Below are 17807 nucleotides of genomic sequence, written 5' to 3' on the forward strand. Positions count from 1 at the left end.
GTTGCGGGTACTGGTAATCAAGACCTCATCCCTGGGCGATGTGATCCACGCCTTGCCGGCATTGACCGACGCGGCCCGGGCGATCCCGGGGATTCGCTTTGACTGGGTGGTGGAAGAAGGCTTCGCCGAAATCCCCACCTGGCACCCTGCGGTGGACAAGGTGATCCCCGTGGCGATTCGCCGCTGGCGCAAGAACCTCTGGCAGACCTTCAAGAGTGGCGAGTGGCGCCGCTTCAAGAAGCAGATCCAGTCGACTAAATACGACCTGGTAATCGACGCCCAGGGCCTGCTTAAAAGCGCCTGGCTGACCCGCTATGTGCGGGCGCCGGTGGCGGGCTTTGACAGAGATTCAGCTCGCGAACCCATTGCTGCGCGTTTCTATTCCCGGCGCCTGGCGGTTGCTCGTGGCCAGCATGCGGTGGAGCGCTTGCGCCAGCTGTTCGCCGTGGCCCTGGGCTATGACCTGCCCAAAGGCCTTGGGGATTACGGCCTGAGCACTGAGAAACTGCTCGGCCTGCCGCCGAAGAAACCTTTTGTGCTGCTGCTGCACGGCACCACCTGGGACACCAAGCACTGGCCCGAAGCCTACTGGCGCGAGCTGGCCGAGCGCATGGGCAGCCTGGGAGTGGATGTGAAACTGCCGTGGGGCAATGCCGCCGAAAAAGCCCGCGCCGAACGCCTGGCCCAGGGCTTGGCCAATGCCGAAGTCTTGCCCAAGCTGAACCTGGCCGGTGTGGCGCGGGTATTGGCCGGCGCCAGGGCCTGTGTGGCGGTGGATACCGGCCTCGGGCACCTGGCCGCCGCGCTGGATGTGCCGACGATCTCCCTGTTCGGCCCGACCAACCCGGGCCTGACCGGTGCCTATGGCAAGGCGCAGATTCATCTGGGCAGCGATTTCCCCTGCGCGCCCTGCCTGCAAAAGAAATGCACCTACCAACCGACCGCTGAAGACCAGCGCCGGTTTGATCTCAAGCGCGAGTGGCCACTGTGCTTTACTCGCCTGAACCCTGAGCGTGTGGCCAGCCGACTGAGCACGTTGTTATTGGCTGAGGAGCTGCACTGATGCAACTGGCATTTGTACTGTACAAATATTTCCCCTTTGGTGGCTTGCAGCGCGACTTCATGCGCATCGCCTTGGAGTGCCAGCAGCGCGGCCACCAGATTCGTGTGTACACCTTGATCTGGGAAGGCGACGTGCCGCCCGGTTTTGAAGTGCTGGTGGCGCCGGTCAAGGCGTTCTTCAACCATCGGCGCAACGAGAAGTTGACCGCCTGGATGCAGGCCGACCTGGCCAAACGCCCGGTGGACCGCTTGATCGGCTTCAACAAAATGCCCGGCCTGGATGTGTACTACGCGGCAGACGGCTGTTTTGAGGACAAGGCGCAGAACCTGCGGCATTCGCTGTATCGCAGCTTTGGCCGCTACCGGCACTTTGCCGAGTACGAGCGCGCGGTGTTTGCCAAGGAGGCCAAGACTCAAGTGCTGATGATCTCCGAGGTCCAGCAGCCGCTGTTTATCAAACACTACGACACACCGCTGGCGCGCTTCCACCTGCTGCCACCGGGCATCGCCCAGGACCGTCGGGCGCCGCCGAATGCGGCCGAGGTCCGCGCCGGCTTCCGTGCCGAATTCAACCTCGCGGACGACGATCTGCTGCTGGTGCAGATCGGTTCGGGCTTCAAGACCAAGGGCGTGGACCGCAGCCTCAAGGCGCTGGCCGCACTGCCGCCAGACCTGAAGAAGCGCACCCGCCTGTTTGTAATTGGCCAGGACGACCCCAAAGTATTCCAATTGCAGAGTGCTACCCTGGGCCTGGGCGACAATGTGCAGTTCCTCAAGGGGCGCAGTGATATCCCGCGTTTCCTGCTGGGCGCCGACCTGTTGATTCACCCGGCGTACAACGAAAACACCGGGACCGTGCTGCTCGAAGCCCTGGTGGCCGGGTTGCCGGTACTGGTCACAGCGGTGTGTGGTTATGCCCATTACATCAGCGAAGCTGATTGCGGGCGTGTGCTGGACGAGCCTTTCGAACAGGCCCAGCTCAACCAGTACCTGGCCGGGATGCTCAGTGATCAGCAGCAACGTGCGGCCTGGAGCCGCAATGGTCTGGCCTTCGCCGAGACGGCCGACCTCTATAGCATGCCGCAGCACGCTGCGGATGTAATTCTGGCGGAGCAACACTGATGAAGTTGATTCTTGCCGAACCGTTCAAGAGCCTTTGGGCCGGGCGCGATGCGTTCGCCGAAGTCGAGCTGTTGGAGGGTGAGGTTTACCGTGAACTGGAAGCCCGTCGCACCTTGCGCACCGAGGTGGATGGACGCGGCTACTTTGTGAAAATCCACCGTGGTATCGGCTGGGGTGAAATTTTCAAGAACCTGTTCACCGCCAAACTGCCGGTGCTGGGTGCCGGGCAGGAGTGGCAGGCAATTCAGCGCCTGCACGAAGTGGGCGTACCGACCATGACCGCCGTGGCTTACGGCGAGCGCGGCGCCAACCCGGCCGACCAGCATTCCTTTATTGTCACCCAAGAGCTGGCGCCGACCATCAGCCTGGAAGACTTGAGCATGGACTGGCTCAAGCAGCCACCCGAGCCGCGTCTCAAGCGCGCGCTGATTGCCGAAGTGGCCCGTATGACCGGGATGATGCATCGCGCTGGCGTCAACCATCGTGACTGCTACATCTGCCACTTCCTGCTGCACACCGACAAACCGGTGACGGCCGATGACTTCAAGCTGTCGGTGATCGACCTGCACCGTGCCCAAGTGCGCCCGCGCATCAGTCAGCGCTGGCGCAACAAGGACTTGGCGGCCCTGTATTTCTCGATCCTGGATATCGGCCTGACCCGCCGCGACAAGTTGCGCTTCCTCAAAGGCTACTTCCAGCAACCCCTGCGCCAGATCCTGGCCGAGGAAGGTGCGTTGCTGCAGTGGCTGGAGCGCAAGGCCAGCAAGCTCTATGACCGTAAAGTCCGGTACGGAGGTGCGCTCTGATGGCGGGTTGGAACCTGGAACCTGCTTACTCGGAGCTTGTGGACGATTTTGGTAGCCTCGATGCGGTGTTTACCCTGCAAGGCGAGCGGCTGACCCGTGATCCGCTGTCCGAAGTCATTCGTGTGCAGCGCGGCGGGGTCAACTATTACGTCAAGCGCTACACCGGCGCCGGCAAGGGGTTGCGGCGTTACCTGGGCAAACCACGGGTCAAGTCCGAATGGCAGAACCTCAAGCGCTTCGCCAAGTGGGGCATTCCCACGGCCAAAGTCGTGGCCTGGGGCCTGGAGCGCAAGGGCCTGGCCTATGATCGTGGGGCGATGATCACCCGCGAGTTGCCCCGCACCGAAGACCTGGCGGCCCTGGCCGAACGCAAGGATCCGCAATTGTCCGACCCGGTATGGGTCGACAAGGTCAGCCGCCAGCTCGCCGAATACACCCGGACCATGCACGACCACCGGTTTACCCACAACGATTTGAAGTGGCGCAACCTGTTGATCGACGACCAGCAAACCCTGTACCTGATCGACTGCCCCAACGGCGACTTCTGGCGCGGGTTCTGGCTCAAGTACCGGATCACCAAGGACCTGGCGTGCCTGGACAAGGTTGCCAAATACCACTTGTCGGCCACCCAGCGCCTACGCTTCTACATGCAATATTGTCGGCGCAAGCACCTGAATACGTCGGATAAACAGCGGATTCGCCATGTGCTGAAGTTTTTCGAGGGACGCGAATGAATGACTTCCTGGCAACTGAAGACCGGGCCTTGCTGGAGCGCAATGGCCTGGCTGACTTCGACGCGCTGTGGGCCAGGCAACTGGACGCAGTGGATGAGCCCAACACCAGTCGCGGCGGCTGGAGCAGTGTGTTCCGGCTGGAACTGGAAGGCCGTGGCTTTTACCTCAAGCGCCAGAGCAACTACCTGACGCGCACCCTGCATCGGCCCTTTGGCGAGCCGACCTTTGCCCGTGAGTTTCGCAATATCAGCCGCTATCGGCAGAAGGCGATCCCGGCCTTGCAGGCCGCCTTTTATGGCGAGCGCAAGGTTGCCGGCGAATACCGCGCCTTGCTGCTGACCCGCGCGTTGGATGGCTGGAATGACCTGGACTCATTGCTTGAGCAGTGGCCGGCCCTGAGTGCCGCCCAGCACCACGCGATCCTCGTGGCTTGCGGCCAATTGGCGCGCAAGCTCCATGGCGTCGGCCAGGTGCATGGCTGTTTTTACCCTAAACATATCTTCCTGCAGGCCACCGGCGACGGTTACGCGGCGCAGTTGATCGACCTGGAAAAAACCCGGCCGCTGTTGCTGGGCCGGCGTGACCGGGTCAAAGACCTTGAGCCATTGCTGCGCCGTGCCGGCGCATGGACATCTGCGCAGGTGCGGCAATTCCTGGCGGCCTACCTCGACCAGCCGGAGGACAGTTCGCTGGTGGATACCTGGGCGCAGTACCTGGCGGGGCGGCGCAGTCACAAGGAGGCCCGCTGATGCGGTTGTCTGAGCTCAAAAACGCCGGGCGTACGCCCACGTTGCCCTTGAGTATTGAGTTGGCGGATGCAGCGGGCCCTGGGCAGTTGCAACTGCTGAGCCTGTTGCGGGTGTTGCCCGGCCAGCGTTATGTGGGCGCGGCCATCTGGCGTGGCCGGCCGGTGCTGGCCAAGTTGCTGGTGGGTAGCAACGCCGCGCGACATTTCCAGCGCGAACTCCAGGGCGTGCGCCTGCTCGCCGAGCAAGGCCTCACCACCCCGCTGTTGCTCGCCGACGGCCTGCAAGACGGTGAGGGTGGCTGGCTGCTGTTCGAGTTTCTGGAAGGGGCCCAAAGCCTGGCCGACGCCTGGGCGGCAGTCGAAGCCTTGCCGCCCTTGGCCGATGAGCAACAGGCGGTACTGGCCGAAGCGCTGGGTGCGATTGCCCAGATGCACGCCAAGGGTTTGTGGCAGGAAGATCTGCACCTGGACAACCTGATGCGTCAGGCTGACAAGCTGTATTTGATCGACGGGGGGGGCATCTGCGTCGAACAGGCGGGTAAACCCCTGTCACGTAACCGGGTGCTGGAAAACCTCGGGGTGTTTTTTGCCCAGTTACCGAGCGACCTCGAACCGTTTACCGAAGAATTACTGGTGCACTACCTGTTAAGCAACGGCGAGCACGCGTTGCCCCTGGAAGCCTTGCAAAAACAGGTGCGCAAAGTGCGCGCCTGGCGCCTGAAAGACTTCATGGGCAAGATCGGCCGTGAGTGCACCTTGTTCAGCGTAGTGCGCGGGGCCTTTGGGCTGCGCGCCATCCGGCGTGAAGAAGAAGCCACCCTGCTGCCGGTACTGGCAAACGTCGATAGGCTTGTCGACCAGGGCCAAATGTACAAGGCCGGCGCCTCGGCCACGGTGGCCGGGGTTGATGCTGCGGGTCGAGCGCTGGTGATCAAACGCTACAACATCAAGGGTTTTACACACTGGCTCAGGCGCTTCTGGAGGCCCAGTCGCGCCTGGCACGCCTGGAGCGAAGGCAACCGCCTGACATTCCTGGGGATTGCCACGCCCAAGCCCCTGGCGCTTCTGGAGCGACGCTTTTTCTGGCTGCGCAGCCGGGCTTATCTGGTCACCGAGCACTTGTCCGGGCCCGACCTGATCGAACACCTGACCCCTTACGTGGACAGCGGCGAGGTGCCCGAGCCTGAACTGCTGGCCCTGGATCGCCTGTTTGGCGAGCTGATTCGCGAGCGGATCAGCCATGGCGACTTCAAGGGGCGCAACCTGTTCTGGCAAGGAGGGCGTTGGGTGCTGATTGATCTGGATTCGATGTGTCAGCATGGCTCGCTGAGCAGCTTCGCACCGGCGTTTGCCAAGGACCGTGCGCGGTTTATGCGCAACTGGCCGGCTGATAGTGCTTTGTATCGCGTGATTGATCAGCGCTTGCCCAAGGTGAGTGAGTTAGTTGGGTGATCCGCGTGAGGCCGTCATAAGTCGTAGCGATTTCTTCAGGTCTGGGAAATCACAGTGTTTTCGAAGGCAAGGGGCATTACTTAATATTTTGATTAAGTAGTGCTCTGGACATTGTTTGTTGGGGTTAATAGGTTGTATCGACGCTTGATAGGAATATCTTATATAGATGTTTATTGAGTAGTCGAAATGTTAATTCCGGGAGTGTGCAAATGACTTCGATAACAGGCTTTCATCCGTTTTCTTTTTACAGTGATCTGGCCGGTAAAAATAAGCCGATAGATCCGGTGAATCCAACGAGCCCAATAGATAAAGTGCAGTCGGGTGTGCGCAATCCAAAGGACACAACCGCTGGTGATGACGCCGAATTTTTTAACGCCGATACCCAGGAATGGCAGCCAACCGCCTCTAATGGCAAAGGTGATGGCGGTTATGTGAACTTTGGTGATCCCTATCGAGAGCCCATAGATCATGAACTGGTTTACGGAGCCAATGGGGAGTGGCAATTAAAAGCTGATGGATGATTGCTTAAAAGTTGAGTGGGTATTTTTGTTTGTGGTTCTTTGTAATTTTGGTGGGTACTTTTTCAAAGTGTAGGGGTCGGGTTATAGGAAGTTTCTGTTATTAATGTGGGAGCCAAATGGGCAATGTTATTTGCCCATTGGTTTTTATCACTCAAAAGCTGTACTGGGCTCCTGCGCCCGCATACCACGACCTGCCGGGCGCGGCTTCGTAATAACGATCGTTGCCATCGCCGACAATCACCGAACCGATGTACTGGCGATCCAGCAGGTTGTCCAGGCGCAGGGTCTGGTGAAAGGTCCAGTGTTCGACTTTCTGTTCAAAGCGTGCACGCCAGTTGAAAACGCTGTAAGCCGGTGCCGCTTGTTTCTGGTTGGTGTCTTCGACATAGATCTTGCTGCGGTACATGCCTTCGACGGCGGTGCTGACCCAGTCCCGTGGTTTCCAGTTCAGTTCGGCAAAGAGCGTGGTCTGTGGGACGCCGGGTAGGTAGTTGCCCTTCTCCACGGTTTTGCCGCTGTTGCTGAAGTTGCTGTCGTAGGTGGCTTGCAGGCGGGTGTAGGCGAGGTTGGCGCTCCACTGTTCGCTCAGTTGGCTTTCGATACCCAGTTCAAAGCCACGGCGCAGGGTGCGGCCGGCGTTTTGGTAGCTGGTGCGTCCGCCATTGGACTGTGCGACTACCAGCTCATCCTCGGTGGTGATCTGGAACACAGCGGCATTGACCCGCGTGCTGTTGTTCACCTGCGCCTTCAAACCCACTTCATATTGAGTGCTTTCTGACGGCTTCAGGCCAAAGTTGAAACCTTCGATGGCGCCCGGGGCGTAGGCCATTTCGGCTTGGGTCGGCGTTTCGAAGCCCTTGCCAGCGCTGACATAGCCGTGCAGCTCAGGGGTAAACGCGTACATCACGCTCATCGACGGCGTGTTCTTCTGGTAGGTCTTGTTGCCACTGGCATCGCCATTGCTCAGGAACTGGTCATCGACGTCCATTTCCATGGTGCTGTGGCGCAGCCCGGCTTGCAGGGTCCAGCGGTCGATGGCCCAGTTGGCCTGGATATACGGGTCAAGGCTGCGGGCGGTGTCGATTTCATTGCGGCGTAATTCGCCTTTCACGCCGAGGGTGTTGCCGCTGTAGTTCTGGTAGCCGTGGCGGCTGTCTTCGCTCTGGTCGAAGTCCAGGCCGGTGATGATCATCAATTCGCCCGGCACGTTGTCGATGGGCTGCATCCAGCGCACGCCGCCGCCGTAGAACTTGCGGTCGAATTGCACGACGCCGCCGCCGCGTTCGTTGGCCGGGTTAAGCCCCCCGTTCACCGTGAACTTTGGAATCGACAAATACTGAATCACACTCCTGCGCCCGGTGTAGGCATTCACCTGCAATGTCGCATCGCCAATGTACCGCTCGTAATTCATCCCTACCTGTTGGTGATCAATGCTCTTGCGTGTGTTGTACGCCAGGGCATTGCTGCTCACCGAGCGCGGGTCGGCCTTGTAGCCTGCCCAGGTCTGCCCCAGCGGGTCCTGGGTGCCGTTCTGCTCCAGGCTGCTGTAGATCAGGGCCAGCTTGCTGTCGTCATCGGGCTCGAGGTTGAGCTTGGCGAAGGTCTGGTCGCGGCGGGCGCTGCTGTGGTCGCGGTAGCCGTCGGTGTCCATGCGTGAGGCATCGAGGACAAAACCGGCGCCCTGCACCGCGCCCTCGGCGCTGAGGTGATGCTTGTTCAGGCCATCGCTGCCGACCAGGGTTTCGGCGCCGATACGGGGTGGGCCTTCGCCGTTGCGCGAGAACATCTGGATCACCCCGCCGGCGTTGCTGCCATACAGGGTGGCGGCCGGGCCGCGCAGGACTTCGATGCGGTCGGCGGTGTCGAGGTTGAAGGTGGCGGCCTGGCCCTGGCCGTCCGGGGTGCTGGCGGGGATGCCATCGGCAATCAGTTTGATCCCGCGTACGCCAAACGCCGAGCGCGCGCCAAAGCCACGGGAGGAAATTTGCAGGTCCTGGGCATAGTTCTGGCGGTTCTGCACCACCAGCCCCGGCACGCGGGACAGGGCTTCCGAGGCATTGATGCCCAGCTGGCCGTCGCTGATCTGCTCACGGCTGATGCTGTCCACCGAGTAGGGCAGGTCGAAACTGCGGCTGGCACTACGCGAGCCCGTCACCACACTGGGGTCGAGAATCAGTGGGGCCTCTTCGGCCAGGGCCGTTTGCTGCAGGCCCAGCAGGCTGGGGAGCAACATCGCAAAACAGGTGGGAGCAACAACTTTCATGAGCGAACCAACTTCCATGACGCGCAGCGCCGGCGCGGAAAAAAGGGCGCGAGTTTAACGATTCTGCGTGGCGTTTCCGAAGAATATTCCCGCAAAATACCGGCATATTCGTCTTACGCCATCTTGGGTTAGGCTGTCCGCTCCATGCCAAAGAGGGTTGCCCGTGAATCCTACAAACATTCTGCTGCTTGCCGCCATTGTCCTTTCGACCACTGCCTGCGGCACCCTCGACACGGTGTTTCGCGAAGACGCAGTAGCCAGCCAGAAACTCAAGGACCTGCGCAGCCACTGCGAGAGCGTGCCCCGTATCTACAGCGGGGTGGTGTATGACTTCTGCTCCCTGAATGGCGAACCCAACGGCAAGAAAAGCCTGGAAGACCAGCAGATTGCCTCGGTGCCCTGGATTGCCATTGATTTTGCCCTGTCGGGCGTCCTCGATACTTTGGTACTGCCCTATACCGTCTACCGACAGAACCGCGATGGCAGTATCGAGATTTTCCGATGATGCCTCTTGTTTCTCCCTGCCATTTGCGGCTAGAGGCGTTTTGCCGCTTTTAAGCTATAATCCCGCCCTTTAGCTTTTCTCGCTGAGGCGAGGGGCACACATTTTTTCAGGCGCCAGCGCCTGCATGCAGACTAAAAGAGGCTAGACCCCAGTGGCATTGACGATTCTTGGCCTGTCCGGCGCCCTTAGCCATGATCCCTCCGCAGCCCTGTATATCGACGGCAAGCTGATCGCGGCCGCCGAAGAAGAGCGCTTCGTACGCGATAAACATGCAAAGAACCGCATGCCCTACGAATCGGCGAAGTTCTGCCTGGAACAGGCTGGCATCAAACCCTCCGACGTTGATGTGGTGGCGATCCCGTTTGCCCCGATCAGCTTGTTCGGCGAGGCTCGCTGGCACTATGCCAAGCGTTACTGGTACGCCCCGGACCGCGCCCTTGACGCGATCCTGATGGGCAACCGGCGCTACAAGCGCTATCGCAACAAGATTGTCTGGTGCCTGGAGCAACTGGGCTTCGATCCGAAGAAGATCAAGATCGAACCGGTTGAACACCACCTGGCCCACGCCTCCAGCGCCTATCACTGCTCGGGCTTCCAGGAGAAGACCGCGATCCTCGGGATCGACGGTAAAGGCGAGTACGCCACGACCTTCTTCGGTTATGGCGAGAACGGCAAGATCCACAAGATCAAAGAATTCTACGATCCGGACTCCCTGGGCGGCCTGTACGGCGCGATCACCGAGTTCCTCGGTTTCGAGATGCTCGACGGCGAGTTCAAGGTCATGGGCATGGCACCCTATGGCGATGCCAGCAAGTACGATTTCTCGCGCCTGGCCTCTTTTGAAAATGGCGAGCTGGTGATCAACACCGACTACGCCAACGTCATCGGCCTGCGCCGCTATAAAGAGAAGGGCAAGGGCTTCTACTTCTCGCCAAAACTGATCGAGTGGCTGGGCCCCAAGCGCGAAGGCGACATCGCCGACGAGCCGTACATCCACTACGCGGCCAGCATGCAGGCGCTGTTCGAGAAGCTGTCGTTGCAGATGATCGACCATTACCTGGGCGATATCCTCAAGGAAACCGGCAAGCTGGCCTTCGCCGGCGGCTGCGCGTTGAACGTCAAGTTGAACCAGAAGATCATTGCCCGCGACGACGTCAAGGAGCTGTTCGTGCAGCCGGCGTCCGGCGATGCCGGTACCGCCGTGGGTGCGGCGGCCTATGTGTCCCATGCCCGTGGGGTACCGGTAGAGAAGATGGAGCACGTCTATCTCGGCCCGTCCTACAGCAACGAAGAAGTGATTGCCGCGTGTGCCAAGCACCCGAGCAAGCCGAAGTGGCGCCAGATCGACGATATGCCCAAGCGCATCGCCCAGATCATGGTCGACGGCAACCCGGTAGCCTGGTTCCAGGGACGCATGGAGTTCGGTCCGCGCGCCTTGGGCGGTCGTTCGATCATCGGTTGCCCGAGCGCCGTGGGCGTGGCTGACCGGATCAACCACCAGATCAAGTTCCGCGAGCGCTGGAGACCTTTCTGCCCGTCGATGCTCGACACCGTGGCCCCGCAGATGATCAAGGTCGATCACCCGGCCCCGTTCATGACCTTCACCTTTGAAGTCGCCGAAGAGTGGAAAACCCGCGTGCCGGAAGTGGTCCATGAAGATGGCACCTCCCGCGCCCAGGTGCTCAAGCGCGAGTACAACCCGCGCTACTACGACATGATGAAAGAGCTGGAAGTGCTGACCGGCAACGGTGTGTCCCTGAACACCTCGCTCAACCGCCGTGGCGAAGCGATGATCTGCTCGCCGACCGACGCCCTGAACATGTTCTTCGGCTCCGACCTGCAGTACCTGATCATGGAAGACATCCTGGTCGTCAAAGATGGTGTGGAAGGGCAAGCCGTTGACTGAAGCACTGATTGGCGTCGTCATCCCTGCCTACAACTACGCGCGCACCCTGGGGCGCGCGGTTGAGTCGGTGCTGGCGCAACTCGACGAAGCCGATGCGCAGTTGTTGGTGATTGATGACGGCTCTACCGACGATACGCCGCAGGTGCTGGACGCTCTGCTGGCCAAGCATCCCGGACGCTTCCAGGTGCTGCGCAAGCCCAATGGCGGCCTGGCCTCGGTGCGCAATCGTGGCATTGAGGAGTCTGCGGGCCAGTACCTGATGTTCCTGGACGCCGATGATGAAATGGCCCCGGGCGCCCTGGCCCTGGTTGCGCAGCATATTGCTGCTCACCCGGATAGCCGCCTGATCATCGGTGGCCACTGGTCGGTATTTGAAGATGGCAAGCGCCGCCTGCATGCCGTCAAGCCCTTGCCTGCGACGCCTTATCTGCGGGTGCGCGGGTATTTGCTGGACAAGACCATCGCCATCTCCAATGGCGCCTGCGCCATGCACCGGGAGATTTTTGCGGTAGGCAACTACCCGGAGCGCATGCGCAACGCCGAGGATATCCCGGTGTTTGCCCAGGCCCTGGCGCGCGTGCCCTGCACGGTTATCGACCAGCCGCTGGCGTTGGTCTACAAACATGCGGACAGCTTGCGGCATGACATCAAGCACAGCGTGGCGGCAGGCGTGAGTCTGGTTGACGAGGTGTTTTCGCCAGTGCGTATGCCGGCAGAGTTGCAAGGCTTGCGCAGTGCGTTTCTCGCGCAGCGCTGCCTGTCTTTGTTTCGCAATTGCTTCAGTGCTGGGGAGTACACGCTTGCCAGGCAGTTTTACTGCCAGGCGGTACGTACAGACTGGCGCGCCCTGACGCGTTGGTCGTACACACGCAAGGCGCTTCAGCTGATGTTCAAGTAAGCGTTTTGTAGCCTGTTACGCTACGCCTGGAATGACCTATGAAGCGCCTGAGTTGATTGCAATGACCGGGCGTTGGTTTTTTTGTGGCGTGGTGGCTTTTCTGGAATATATGTTTTCAAATCTTGTGCACACGATGTGACGCCAGGTTTTAAGGGGGGGGTGTGGTTGGAATTGGCAGTAAATTGTGGGCCCGGGTTTTGAGTGTTGTCGTCGAACAGCCCGTTCGAGTGGCATTTTTCGGGAGTTTGCTGCTATCCCTGATCGCCGTATTGGGCGCCGCGACAGTCGGGCGTGATGCGGCTTTCTACCTGACCATTGCCCAGGACGCTCACGTCCACGGCCCGAAAGCCGCCTTTGCCCTGTTCAACTGGCCCTGGTTCTCCCTGCTCCTGGCGGGCACCCATTCGGTTACAGCCCTGCCCATAGAGCTGAGTGCTCACTTGTGGTGTTCGCTGTTTGCCGCCGGGACCTGTGCCCTGCTGGTTGACTGCGTTCGCCAGCGCTCGGTGCAGGTTGCGCCCTGGGCTTGCCTGGTGGTGTTGGCGATGCCGGCGTTCAACCAGTTTCGTGGCGAGATCCTGCGTGAGTTCGGCTTCTGGTTTTTCTGCACCCTGACGCTTTGGCTGGCCATGCGTTGGCAGGCCCGGGGGGGGTGGCTGCGTGCGGCAACCATCCACCTGGCAATTGTCGCGGCGGCAGCTTTTCGGCTGGAAGCGTTGTTGCTGTTGCCTGCGCTGGGCTTATGGCAGTTGCCTGGCCTGTGGCTGCGTGAGCGGCGCCTGGCGCTCCTGCAGTTTATTGCGCTACCGCTGCTCGGCGTGGTGGCGGGGATGGTACTGGTCTCGGCTACCGGTGGTTTTTCATCGGTGCGCGTTGCCTACTATATGGACCTGATCAACCCGAGCAGTGTCCTGGCGTCATTTGATTTGCTGCGCGAGCAGTTCGCCAAGTCGCTGATCAACAAGTACTCCCAGGATGAAGCCGGACGCATCATCTTTTTTGGCATCCTGGCGGCCATGTCCATCAGCTTTGTGAATATTTGCGGTCCGTTTGCCGTGCCGTTTTTACGGGGCCGCAATTGGCAGGCGATCAAGCGCTACTGGCATGAATACCGGCCTTTTGCCTGGGCGGCGGTGTTGTACCTGCTGGTATTGTTGTTGTTCTTTATCCAGCAGCAGTTCATGAACGTGCGCTACATGAGCTTCTTGAACCTGCTGTTGGTGCCGGCGCTGGCGATGGCGCTGCAGATGTTTGCCCAGCAGTTCCCGCGCCTCGGCAAGGCGCTGGTGGCGATATGCCTATTGGTGATGCTGTCCAATGTGGTGTCCACCGGGCCGGGCAAGGTCCAGTACGTCGAGGCGGGGCGCTGGATGGCGGCGAATGTCGAGCCGGATGTGCCTGCTTACTTCGATGATGGCCGTATCGGCTATTACGCTGGACGGGGTTATCTGCTCAAGAAACTGACCCGTGAAGCGGCGATGTCTCCGGCGCACGCAGGTAAATTCCGCTACTTCCTGATCGAAGCCCGCGGTAACGAGCCCTGGCTCACCAACTGGCTGGCCGAGCGCAACCTGCGCATCGTCGAACGCTTCGCCAATCGCCGAGGCGCCACGGTACTGGTCATCACCCAGTGAGATCAGTCCAGTAATTGCCGCAGGCGCTTAATCAACGGCGCCTGTTGACTGCCTGCCGGCAAGCCCTGGCGATAGCCATCGAAAAAGGCTTGCCCGGCATCATCGCCCAGCAGCCACTGGCGGTCCTCAGGGTAGCGTCGCAGATGGCTGAAGTTACGCCGGCGCTTGCTCTGGCTCAGGGGGGCGGTCTGGCAACTCAGGTCGGCAATGTCGATCAGCCCCAGGGTGTTTTCCGGTGTCAGGACCACGTTGCCAAAGTGCAGCGAGCGAAAGTACACGCCCTTCTCATGCAATTGCGCAATGAAGCTGCCAAGACGCACACGCAGGGCGTCGGCCTCGGTTTTGGCAAGCTGTAACTGGCGGATGGTTTTCCCGGCCAGCGGGCTGTAGTACACCGCATCCCGCGCAATGCTGGGGATGCGATACACCGCAATGATGCGCGGGCAGGGGATATCCCGTTGCTGCAGGGCGCGGGTGTTGTTGGCGAAACGTTGTGCATACGGGTAGAACAGCGCCGAACTGAGCAGGCGCTTGCGCCGGAACAGTTTGAGCATGCAACCATCGGTCAACCGGAGCACCTTGTCGCCAGAACCATCGGCTTCCAGCACCTGCGCGCCGGCGCGCAGTGCCTCATAGGTGTTGTGATCGATTACTTGCATGCCTGACTCCCATCAATAGCCGGTTATCTTAACCGACTTGGTGCAAGGCTGGCCCCTGCTCATGTTTTTTGGGCTGAAGAGGCCTGTGATATGATCCGCGCCTTACTGATTTGCGCGGATTCCCATGAGCAGTCCTGAACCGAAAACCCAGTCGACGCTGGCGATTTACTTTCGCCTCCTGACTTACGTACGGCCTTATGTGGGTCTGTTCATCCTGAGTATCGTCGGGTTCCTGATCTTCGCATCGACCCAGCCGATGCTCGCTTATATCCTCAAATATTTCGTCGATGGCCTGGCGAACCCCGAGGCCAGCCTGTTCCCCGGCAACCCCTATCTGGGCAAGTTGCAGTTGCTGGAAACCGTGCCGCTGATGATCGTGCTGATCGCGGCCTGGCAGGGCGTAGGTTCGTTCCTCGGCAACTTCTTCCTGGCCCGGGTTTCCCTGGGGCTGGTCCACGACCTGCGTGTGGTGCTGTTCAACAAGCTGTTGGAGCTGCCCAACCGCTTCTTTGACAAGAACAACTCCGGCCATCTGATCTCGCGCATTACCTTTAACGTGACCATGGTCACCGGTGCTGCTACCGATGCGATCAAGGTGGTTATCCGTGAAGGCATGACCGTGATTTTCCTGTTCTGCACCCTGGTGTGGATGAACTGGAAACTGACCCTGGTGATGCTGGCGATCCTGCCGGTGATCGGCATGATGGTGAATAGCACCAGCCGTAAATTTCGCAAGCAAAGCAAGAAAATCCAGGTGTCCATGGGCGACGTGACCCATGTGGCATCCGAGACGATCCACGGCTACCGTGTGGTCCGCAGCTTTGGCGGTGAGCAGTATGAAAAGGTGCGCTTCGAGCAGGCGAGCCTGAGCAACACCGAGAAACAACTGGCGATGACCAAGACCGGCGCGGTGTACACGCCGATGCTGCAGTTGGTGACCTACAGTGCGATGGCCGTGGTCATGTTCCTGGTCCTGTATTTGCGTGGCGATGCCTCGCCGGGTGATCTGGTGGCCTACATCACCATGGCTGGCCTGTTGCCCAAGCCGATTCGCCAGCTTTCCGAAGTCAGCTCGACCATCCAGAAGGGTGTGGCGGGCGCCGAAAGTATTTTCGAGCAGTTGGATGAGCCGGTAGAAGTTGACCAGGGCGTGATTGAACATGAGCGTCTGGCGGGGCGCATTGAAGTGCGCAACCTCAGCTTCCAATACCCGGATAGCGACAAGAAGGTGCTCAACGACATCAGCTTTATCGTCGAGCCTGGGCAAATGGTCGCACTGGTAGGGCGTTCGGGCAGCGGCAAATCCACCCTGGCGGGCTTGATCCCACGCTTCTATCAGCACGAACAGGGGCAGATTCTGCTCGATGGCGTACGCGTGCAGGATTTCACCCTGCGTAACCTGCGCCGGCAAATCGCCCTGGTGACCCAGCAGGTCACCTTGTTCAACGACACCGTGACCAACAACATCGCCTATGGCGACCTGGCCGGCGCGCCCACCGACGCGGTGCATCATGCCGCTCGCGAAGCCTATGCCGATGAGTTCATCGTGAAGATGCCCCAGGGCTATGAAACCCTGGTGGGCGAGAACGGCGTGTTGCTGTCCGGTGGCCAGCGCCAACGCATCGCGATTGCCCGGGCCCTGCTCAAGGATGCGCCGCTGTTGATTCTCGACGAGGCCACCTCGGCCCTGGACACCGAGTCCGAGCGCCATATCCAGGCCGCCCTGGACCATGTGGTGAAGAACCGCACGACCCTGGTGATTGCCCACCGCCTGAGCACCATCGAGAAAGCTGACCTGATCCTGGTGATGGATGACGGCCAGATTGTCGAGCGCGGCACCCACGTCGAGTTGCTGGCGAAGAATGGCTACTACGCGCGGTTGCACGCCAAGGAGTTCGAAGAGGGTGACCCGGTGGCGCCCTCCCACGTGACAGATGCCTATTGAGGCGCCATTGCAGCCAGGCTGGCATTGACCGCCAGGATTGAATCGGTCGATGCTTTTCCCTGTGCTAATATCGCGCCCCTGTTCATTTTGTATGTGGGTTGCTCCATGAAGTTGTCCATGCCGCGATTCGATCAAGCCCCTGTCTTGGTGGTCGGCGATGTCATGCTCGACCGTTACTGGCATGGCGGTACCTCACGGATTTCCCCTGAGGCACCGGTACCGGTAGTCAAGGTCGAGCAAATCGAAGACCGTCCAGGGGGCGCCGCCAACGTTGCCCTTAACATCGCCGCGCTCGGCGCCCCGGCCTCCCTGGTTGGCGTGACCGGCGACGACGAAGCCGCCGACAGCCTGACCAACAGCCTGCGCGGCGCTGGCGTGCGTGCGTTGTTCCAGCGCATTGCCCACCAGCCGACCATCGTCAAGCTGCGGGTCATGAGCCGTCACCAGCAATTGCTGCGTATCGACTTTGAGGAACCCTTTGCCACCGACGCCCTGGCCCTCAGTGACCAGGTCGACGCGTTGCTTGAAGGCATCAAGGTGCTGGTGCTGTCGGACTACGGCAAAGGCGCACTGAAAAACCACCAGGTGCTGATCCAGGCTGCCAAGGCCCGGGGCATCCCGGTGCTGGCCGATCCCAAGGGCAAGGACTTCTCGGTCTACCGGGGCGCCAGCCTGATCACGCCGAATCTCAGCGAATTTGAAACCATCGTCGGCGGCTGCGTCGATGAGCACGACTTGGTGAGCAAAGGCGCAAGCCTGATGGCCGACCTCGACCTCGGCGCGTTGCTGGTGACCCGTGGCGAACACGGCATGACCCTGCTGCGCCCCGGTCACCCGGCCATGCACCTGCCTGCGCGAGCGCGGGAAGTGTTCGACGTCACCGGCGCCGGCGACACCGTTATTTCCACCCTGGCGGCGGCGATCGCCGCCGGCGAGGAGTTGCCCCACGCGGTGGCCCTGGCCAACCTGGCGGCGAGCATCGTGGTCGGCAAACTGGGTACGGCGTCCATCAGCGCCCCGGAACTGCGTCGCGCGATCCAGCGTGAGGAAGGTTCGGAGCGTGGCGTGTTGAGCCTTGAGCAGTTGCTGCTGGCGATTGACGATGCCCGCGCCCATAACGAAAGCATTGTCTTCACCAACGGTTGCTTCGACATCCTGCACGCTGGCCATGTGACTTACCTGGAGCAGGCTCGCGCCCAGGGTGATCGCCTGATCGTGGCGATCAACGACGATGCTTCGGTCAGTCGCCTCAAAGGCCCTGGCCGGCCGATCAACAGCGTGGATCGGCGCATGGCGGTGCTGGCTGGGTTAGGCGCGGTGGACTGGGTGATCAGCTTCTCCGAGGGCACCCCGGAAAACCTGTTGGCCCAGGTCAAGCCAGATGTATTGGTCAAGGGCGGGGATTACTCGGTCGACCAGGTGGTCGGTGCCGATATCGTCAATGCCTATGGCGGCAAGGTCAAAGTCCTGGGATTGGTGGAGAACAGCTCGACCACCGCGATTGTCGATAAAATTCGTCAAACCAACGATGCCGCCCGATAGGTTTACCGCT

15 protein-coding genes are annotated in these 17807 nt (G+C 60.5%); 13 read left to right on the plus strand and 2 right to left on the minus strand.

Annotation, left to right across the window (positions count from 1 at the left end):
• The first annotated feature begins 1 nt into the window (after nucleotide 1).
• The 7 genes from waaC (at nucleotide 2) to HBR94_RS07610 (ending at nucleotide 6445) form a co-directional block, all read left to right on the plus strand.
• Nucleotides 2-1063 carry a lipopolysaccharide heptosyltransferase I gene (gene waaC, locus HBR94_RS07580; protein ID WP_115127230.1) on the plus strand — a complete coding sequence of 354 codons (1062 nt, stop codon included), beginning with the start codon at nucleotides 2-4 and terminating at the stop codon, nucleotides 1061-1063.
• A complete protein-coding gene (locus tag HBR94_RS07585; RefSeq protein ID WP_170044460.1) occupies nucleotides 1063-2184 on the plus strand; it encodes a glycosyltransferase family 4 protein in 1122 nt (373 codons plus the stop codon). The genes waaC and HBR94_RS07585 overlap by 1 nt, the downstream gene beginning before the upstream one ends.
• On the plus strand, nucleotides 2184-2990 hold the full coding sequence (gene rfaP, locus HBR94_RS07590; protein ID WP_057958118.1) for a lipopolysaccharide core heptose(I) kinase RfaP: 807 nt from the start codon (nucleotides 2184-2186) through the stop codon (nucleotides 2988-2990). Before HBR94_RS07585 ends, rfaP begins: the two co-directional genes overlap by 1 nt.
• Nucleotides 2990-3724 (plus strand): lipopolysaccharide kinase InaA family protein, encoded by a 735-nt coding sequence (locus tag HBR94_RS07595; RefSeq protein ID WP_170044461.1) that lies wholly within the window; start codon nucleotides 2990-2992, stop codon nucleotides 3722-3724. Before rfaP ends, HBR94_RS07595 begins: the two co-directional genes overlap by 1 nt.
• Complete coding sequence (locus HBR94_RS07600; RefSeq protein WP_057958120.1) at nucleotides 3721-4473, plus strand: lipopolysaccharide kinase InaA family protein; 753 nt, start codon at nucleotides 3721-3723, stop codon at nucleotides 4471-4473. The genes HBR94_RS07595 and HBR94_RS07600 overlap by 4 nt, the downstream gene beginning before the upstream one ends.
• On the plus strand, nucleotides 4473-5924 hold the full coding sequence (locus HBR94_RS07605) for a lipopolysaccharide kinase InaA family protein (protein WP_170044462.1): 1452 nt from the start codon (nucleotides 4473-4475) through the stop codon (nucleotides 5922-5924). The genes HBR94_RS07600 and HBR94_RS07605 overlap by 1 nt, the downstream gene beginning before the upstream one ends.
• 209 nt (nucleotides 5925-6133) lie before the next feature.
• Nucleotides 6134-6445, plus strand: coding sequence for a hypothetical protein (locus HBR94_RS07610; RefSeq protein ID WP_157717210.1), 312 nt, complete (start codon nucleotides 6134-6136; stop codon nucleotides 6443-6445).
• A 151-nt stretch (nucleotides 6446-6596) separates the two neighbouring features.
• Here the strand turns inward: HBR94_RS07610 and HBR94_RS07615 are convergent, their stop codons facing one another.
• Nucleotides 6597-8708, minus strand: a complete 2112-nt coding sequence (locus HBR94_RS07615; RefSeq protein WP_170044463.1) for a TonB-dependent receptor — start codon at nucleotides 8706-8708, stop codon at nucleotides 6597-6599.
• 163 nt (nucleotides 8709-8871) lie between these two features.
• Between HBR94_RS07615 and HBR94_RS07620 the strand changes: the two genes are divergently transcribed.
• The 4 genes from HBR94_RS07620 to HBR94_RS07635 all read left to right on the plus strand — a co-directional run bounded on the left by HBR94_RS07620 (nucleotide 8872) and on the right by HBR94_RS07635 (nucleotide 13651).
• A complete protein-coding gene (locus HBR94_RS07620) occupies nucleotides 8872-9213 on the plus strand; it encodes a YceK/YidQ family lipoprotein (protein WP_057437310.1) in 342 nt (113 codons plus the stop codon).
• 151 nt (nucleotides 9214-9364) lie between these two features.
• Nucleotides 9365-11119, plus strand: coding sequence for a carbamoyltransferase (locus tag HBR94_RS07625; RefSeq protein WP_057437314.1), 1755 nt, complete (start codon nucleotides 9365-9367; stop codon nucleotides 11117-11119).
• A complete protein-coding gene (locus tag HBR94_RS07630; protein ID WP_057437703.1) occupies nucleotides 11112-12017 on the plus strand; it encodes a glycosyltransferase family A protein in 906 nt (301 codons plus the stop codon). The genes HBR94_RS07625 and HBR94_RS07630 overlap by 8 nt, the downstream gene beginning before the upstream one ends.
• 245 nt (nucleotides 12018-12262) lie before the next feature.
• On the plus strand, nucleotides 12263-13651 hold the full coding sequence (locus HBR94_RS07635; protein ID WP_262383370.1) for a hypothetical protein: 1389 nt from the start codon (nucleotides 12263-12265) through the stop codon (nucleotides 13649-13651).
• Between the two features lie 2 nt (nucleotides 13652-13653).
• On the opposite strand, the gene HBR94_RS07640 is transcribed toward HBR94_RS07635, so the two are convergent.
• Nucleotides 13654-14310, minus strand: a complete 657-nt coding sequence (locus HBR94_RS07640) for a phosphotransferase (protein ID WP_170044466.1) — start codon at nucleotides 14308-14310, stop codon at nucleotides 13654-13656.
• A 124-nt stretch (nucleotides 14311-14434) separates the two neighbouring features.
• On the opposite strand from HBR94_RS07640, the gene msbA reads away from it, so the two are divergent.
• A complete protein-coding gene (gene msbA / locus HBR94_RS07645) occupies nucleotides 14435-16255 on the plus strand; it encodes a lipid A export permease/ATP-binding protein MsbA (RefSeq protein ID WP_169959894.1) in 1821 nt (606 codons plus the stop codon).
• A 105-nt stretch (nucleotides 16256-16360) separates the two neighbouring features.
• Nucleotides 16361-17797 (plus strand): bifunctional D-glycero-beta-D-manno-heptose-7-phosphate kinase/D-glycero-beta-D-manno-heptose 1-phosphate adenylyltransferase HldE, encoded by a 1437-nt coding sequence (hldE, locus tag HBR94_RS07650; protein WP_115129349.1) that lies wholly within the window; start codon nucleotides 16361-16363, stop codon nucleotides 17795-17797.
• Nucleotides 17798-17807 lie beyond the last annotated feature (10 nt).

This window comes from Pseudomonas sp. WS 5412, from assembly GCF_012985615.1.
GTDB lineage: Bacteria > Pseudomonadota > Gammaproteobacteria > Pseudomonadales > Pseudomonadaceae > Aquipseudomonas > Aquipseudomonas shahriarae.

What these genes read in the sequence shown, in the direction of transcription:
- HBR94_RS07585 (WP_170044460.1), top strand. Translation starts at nt 1,063, where the DNA reads ATGCAACTGGCATTTGTACTGTACAAATATTTCCCCTTTGGTGGCTTG.
- rfaP (WP_057958118.1), top strand. Translation starts at nt 2,184, where the DNA reads ATGAAGTTGATTCTTGCCGAACCGTTCAAGAGCCTTTGGGCCGGGCGC.
- HBR94_RS07595 (WP_170044461.1), top strand. Translation starts at nt 2,990, where the DNA reads ATGGCGGGTTGGAACCTGGAACCTGCTTACTCGGAGCTTGTGGACGAT.
- HBR94_RS07600 (WP_057958120.1), top strand. Translation starts at nt 3,721, where the DNA reads ATGAATGACTTCCTGGCAACTGAAGACCGGGCCTTGCTGGAGCGCAAT.
- HBR94_RS07605 (WP_170044462.1), top strand. Translation starts at nt 4,473, where the DNA reads ATGCGGTTGTCTGAGCTCAAAAACGCCGGGCGTACGCCCACGTTGCCC.
- HBR94_RS07610 (WP_157717210.1), top strand. Translation starts at nt 6,134, where the DNA reads ATGACTTCGATAACAGGCTTTCATCCGTTTTCTTTTTACAGTGATCTG.
- HBR94_RS07615 (WP_170044463.1), bottom strand. Translation starts at nt 8,708, where the DNA reads ATGAAAGTTGTTGCTCCCACCTGTTTTGCGATGTTGCTCCCCAGCCTG.
- HBR94_RS07640 (WP_170044466.1), bottom strand. Translation starts at nt 14,310, where the DNA reads ATGCAAGTAATCGATCACAACACCTATGAGGCACTGCGCGCCGGCGCG.
- msbA (WP_169959894.1), top strand. Translation starts at nt 14,435, where the DNA reads ATGAGCAGTCCTGAACCGAAAACCCAGTCGACGCTGGCGATTTACTTT.
- hldE (WP_115129349.1), top strand. Translation starts at nt 16,361, where the DNA reads ATGAAGTTGTCCATGCCGCGATTCGATCAAGCCCCTGTCTTGGTGGTC.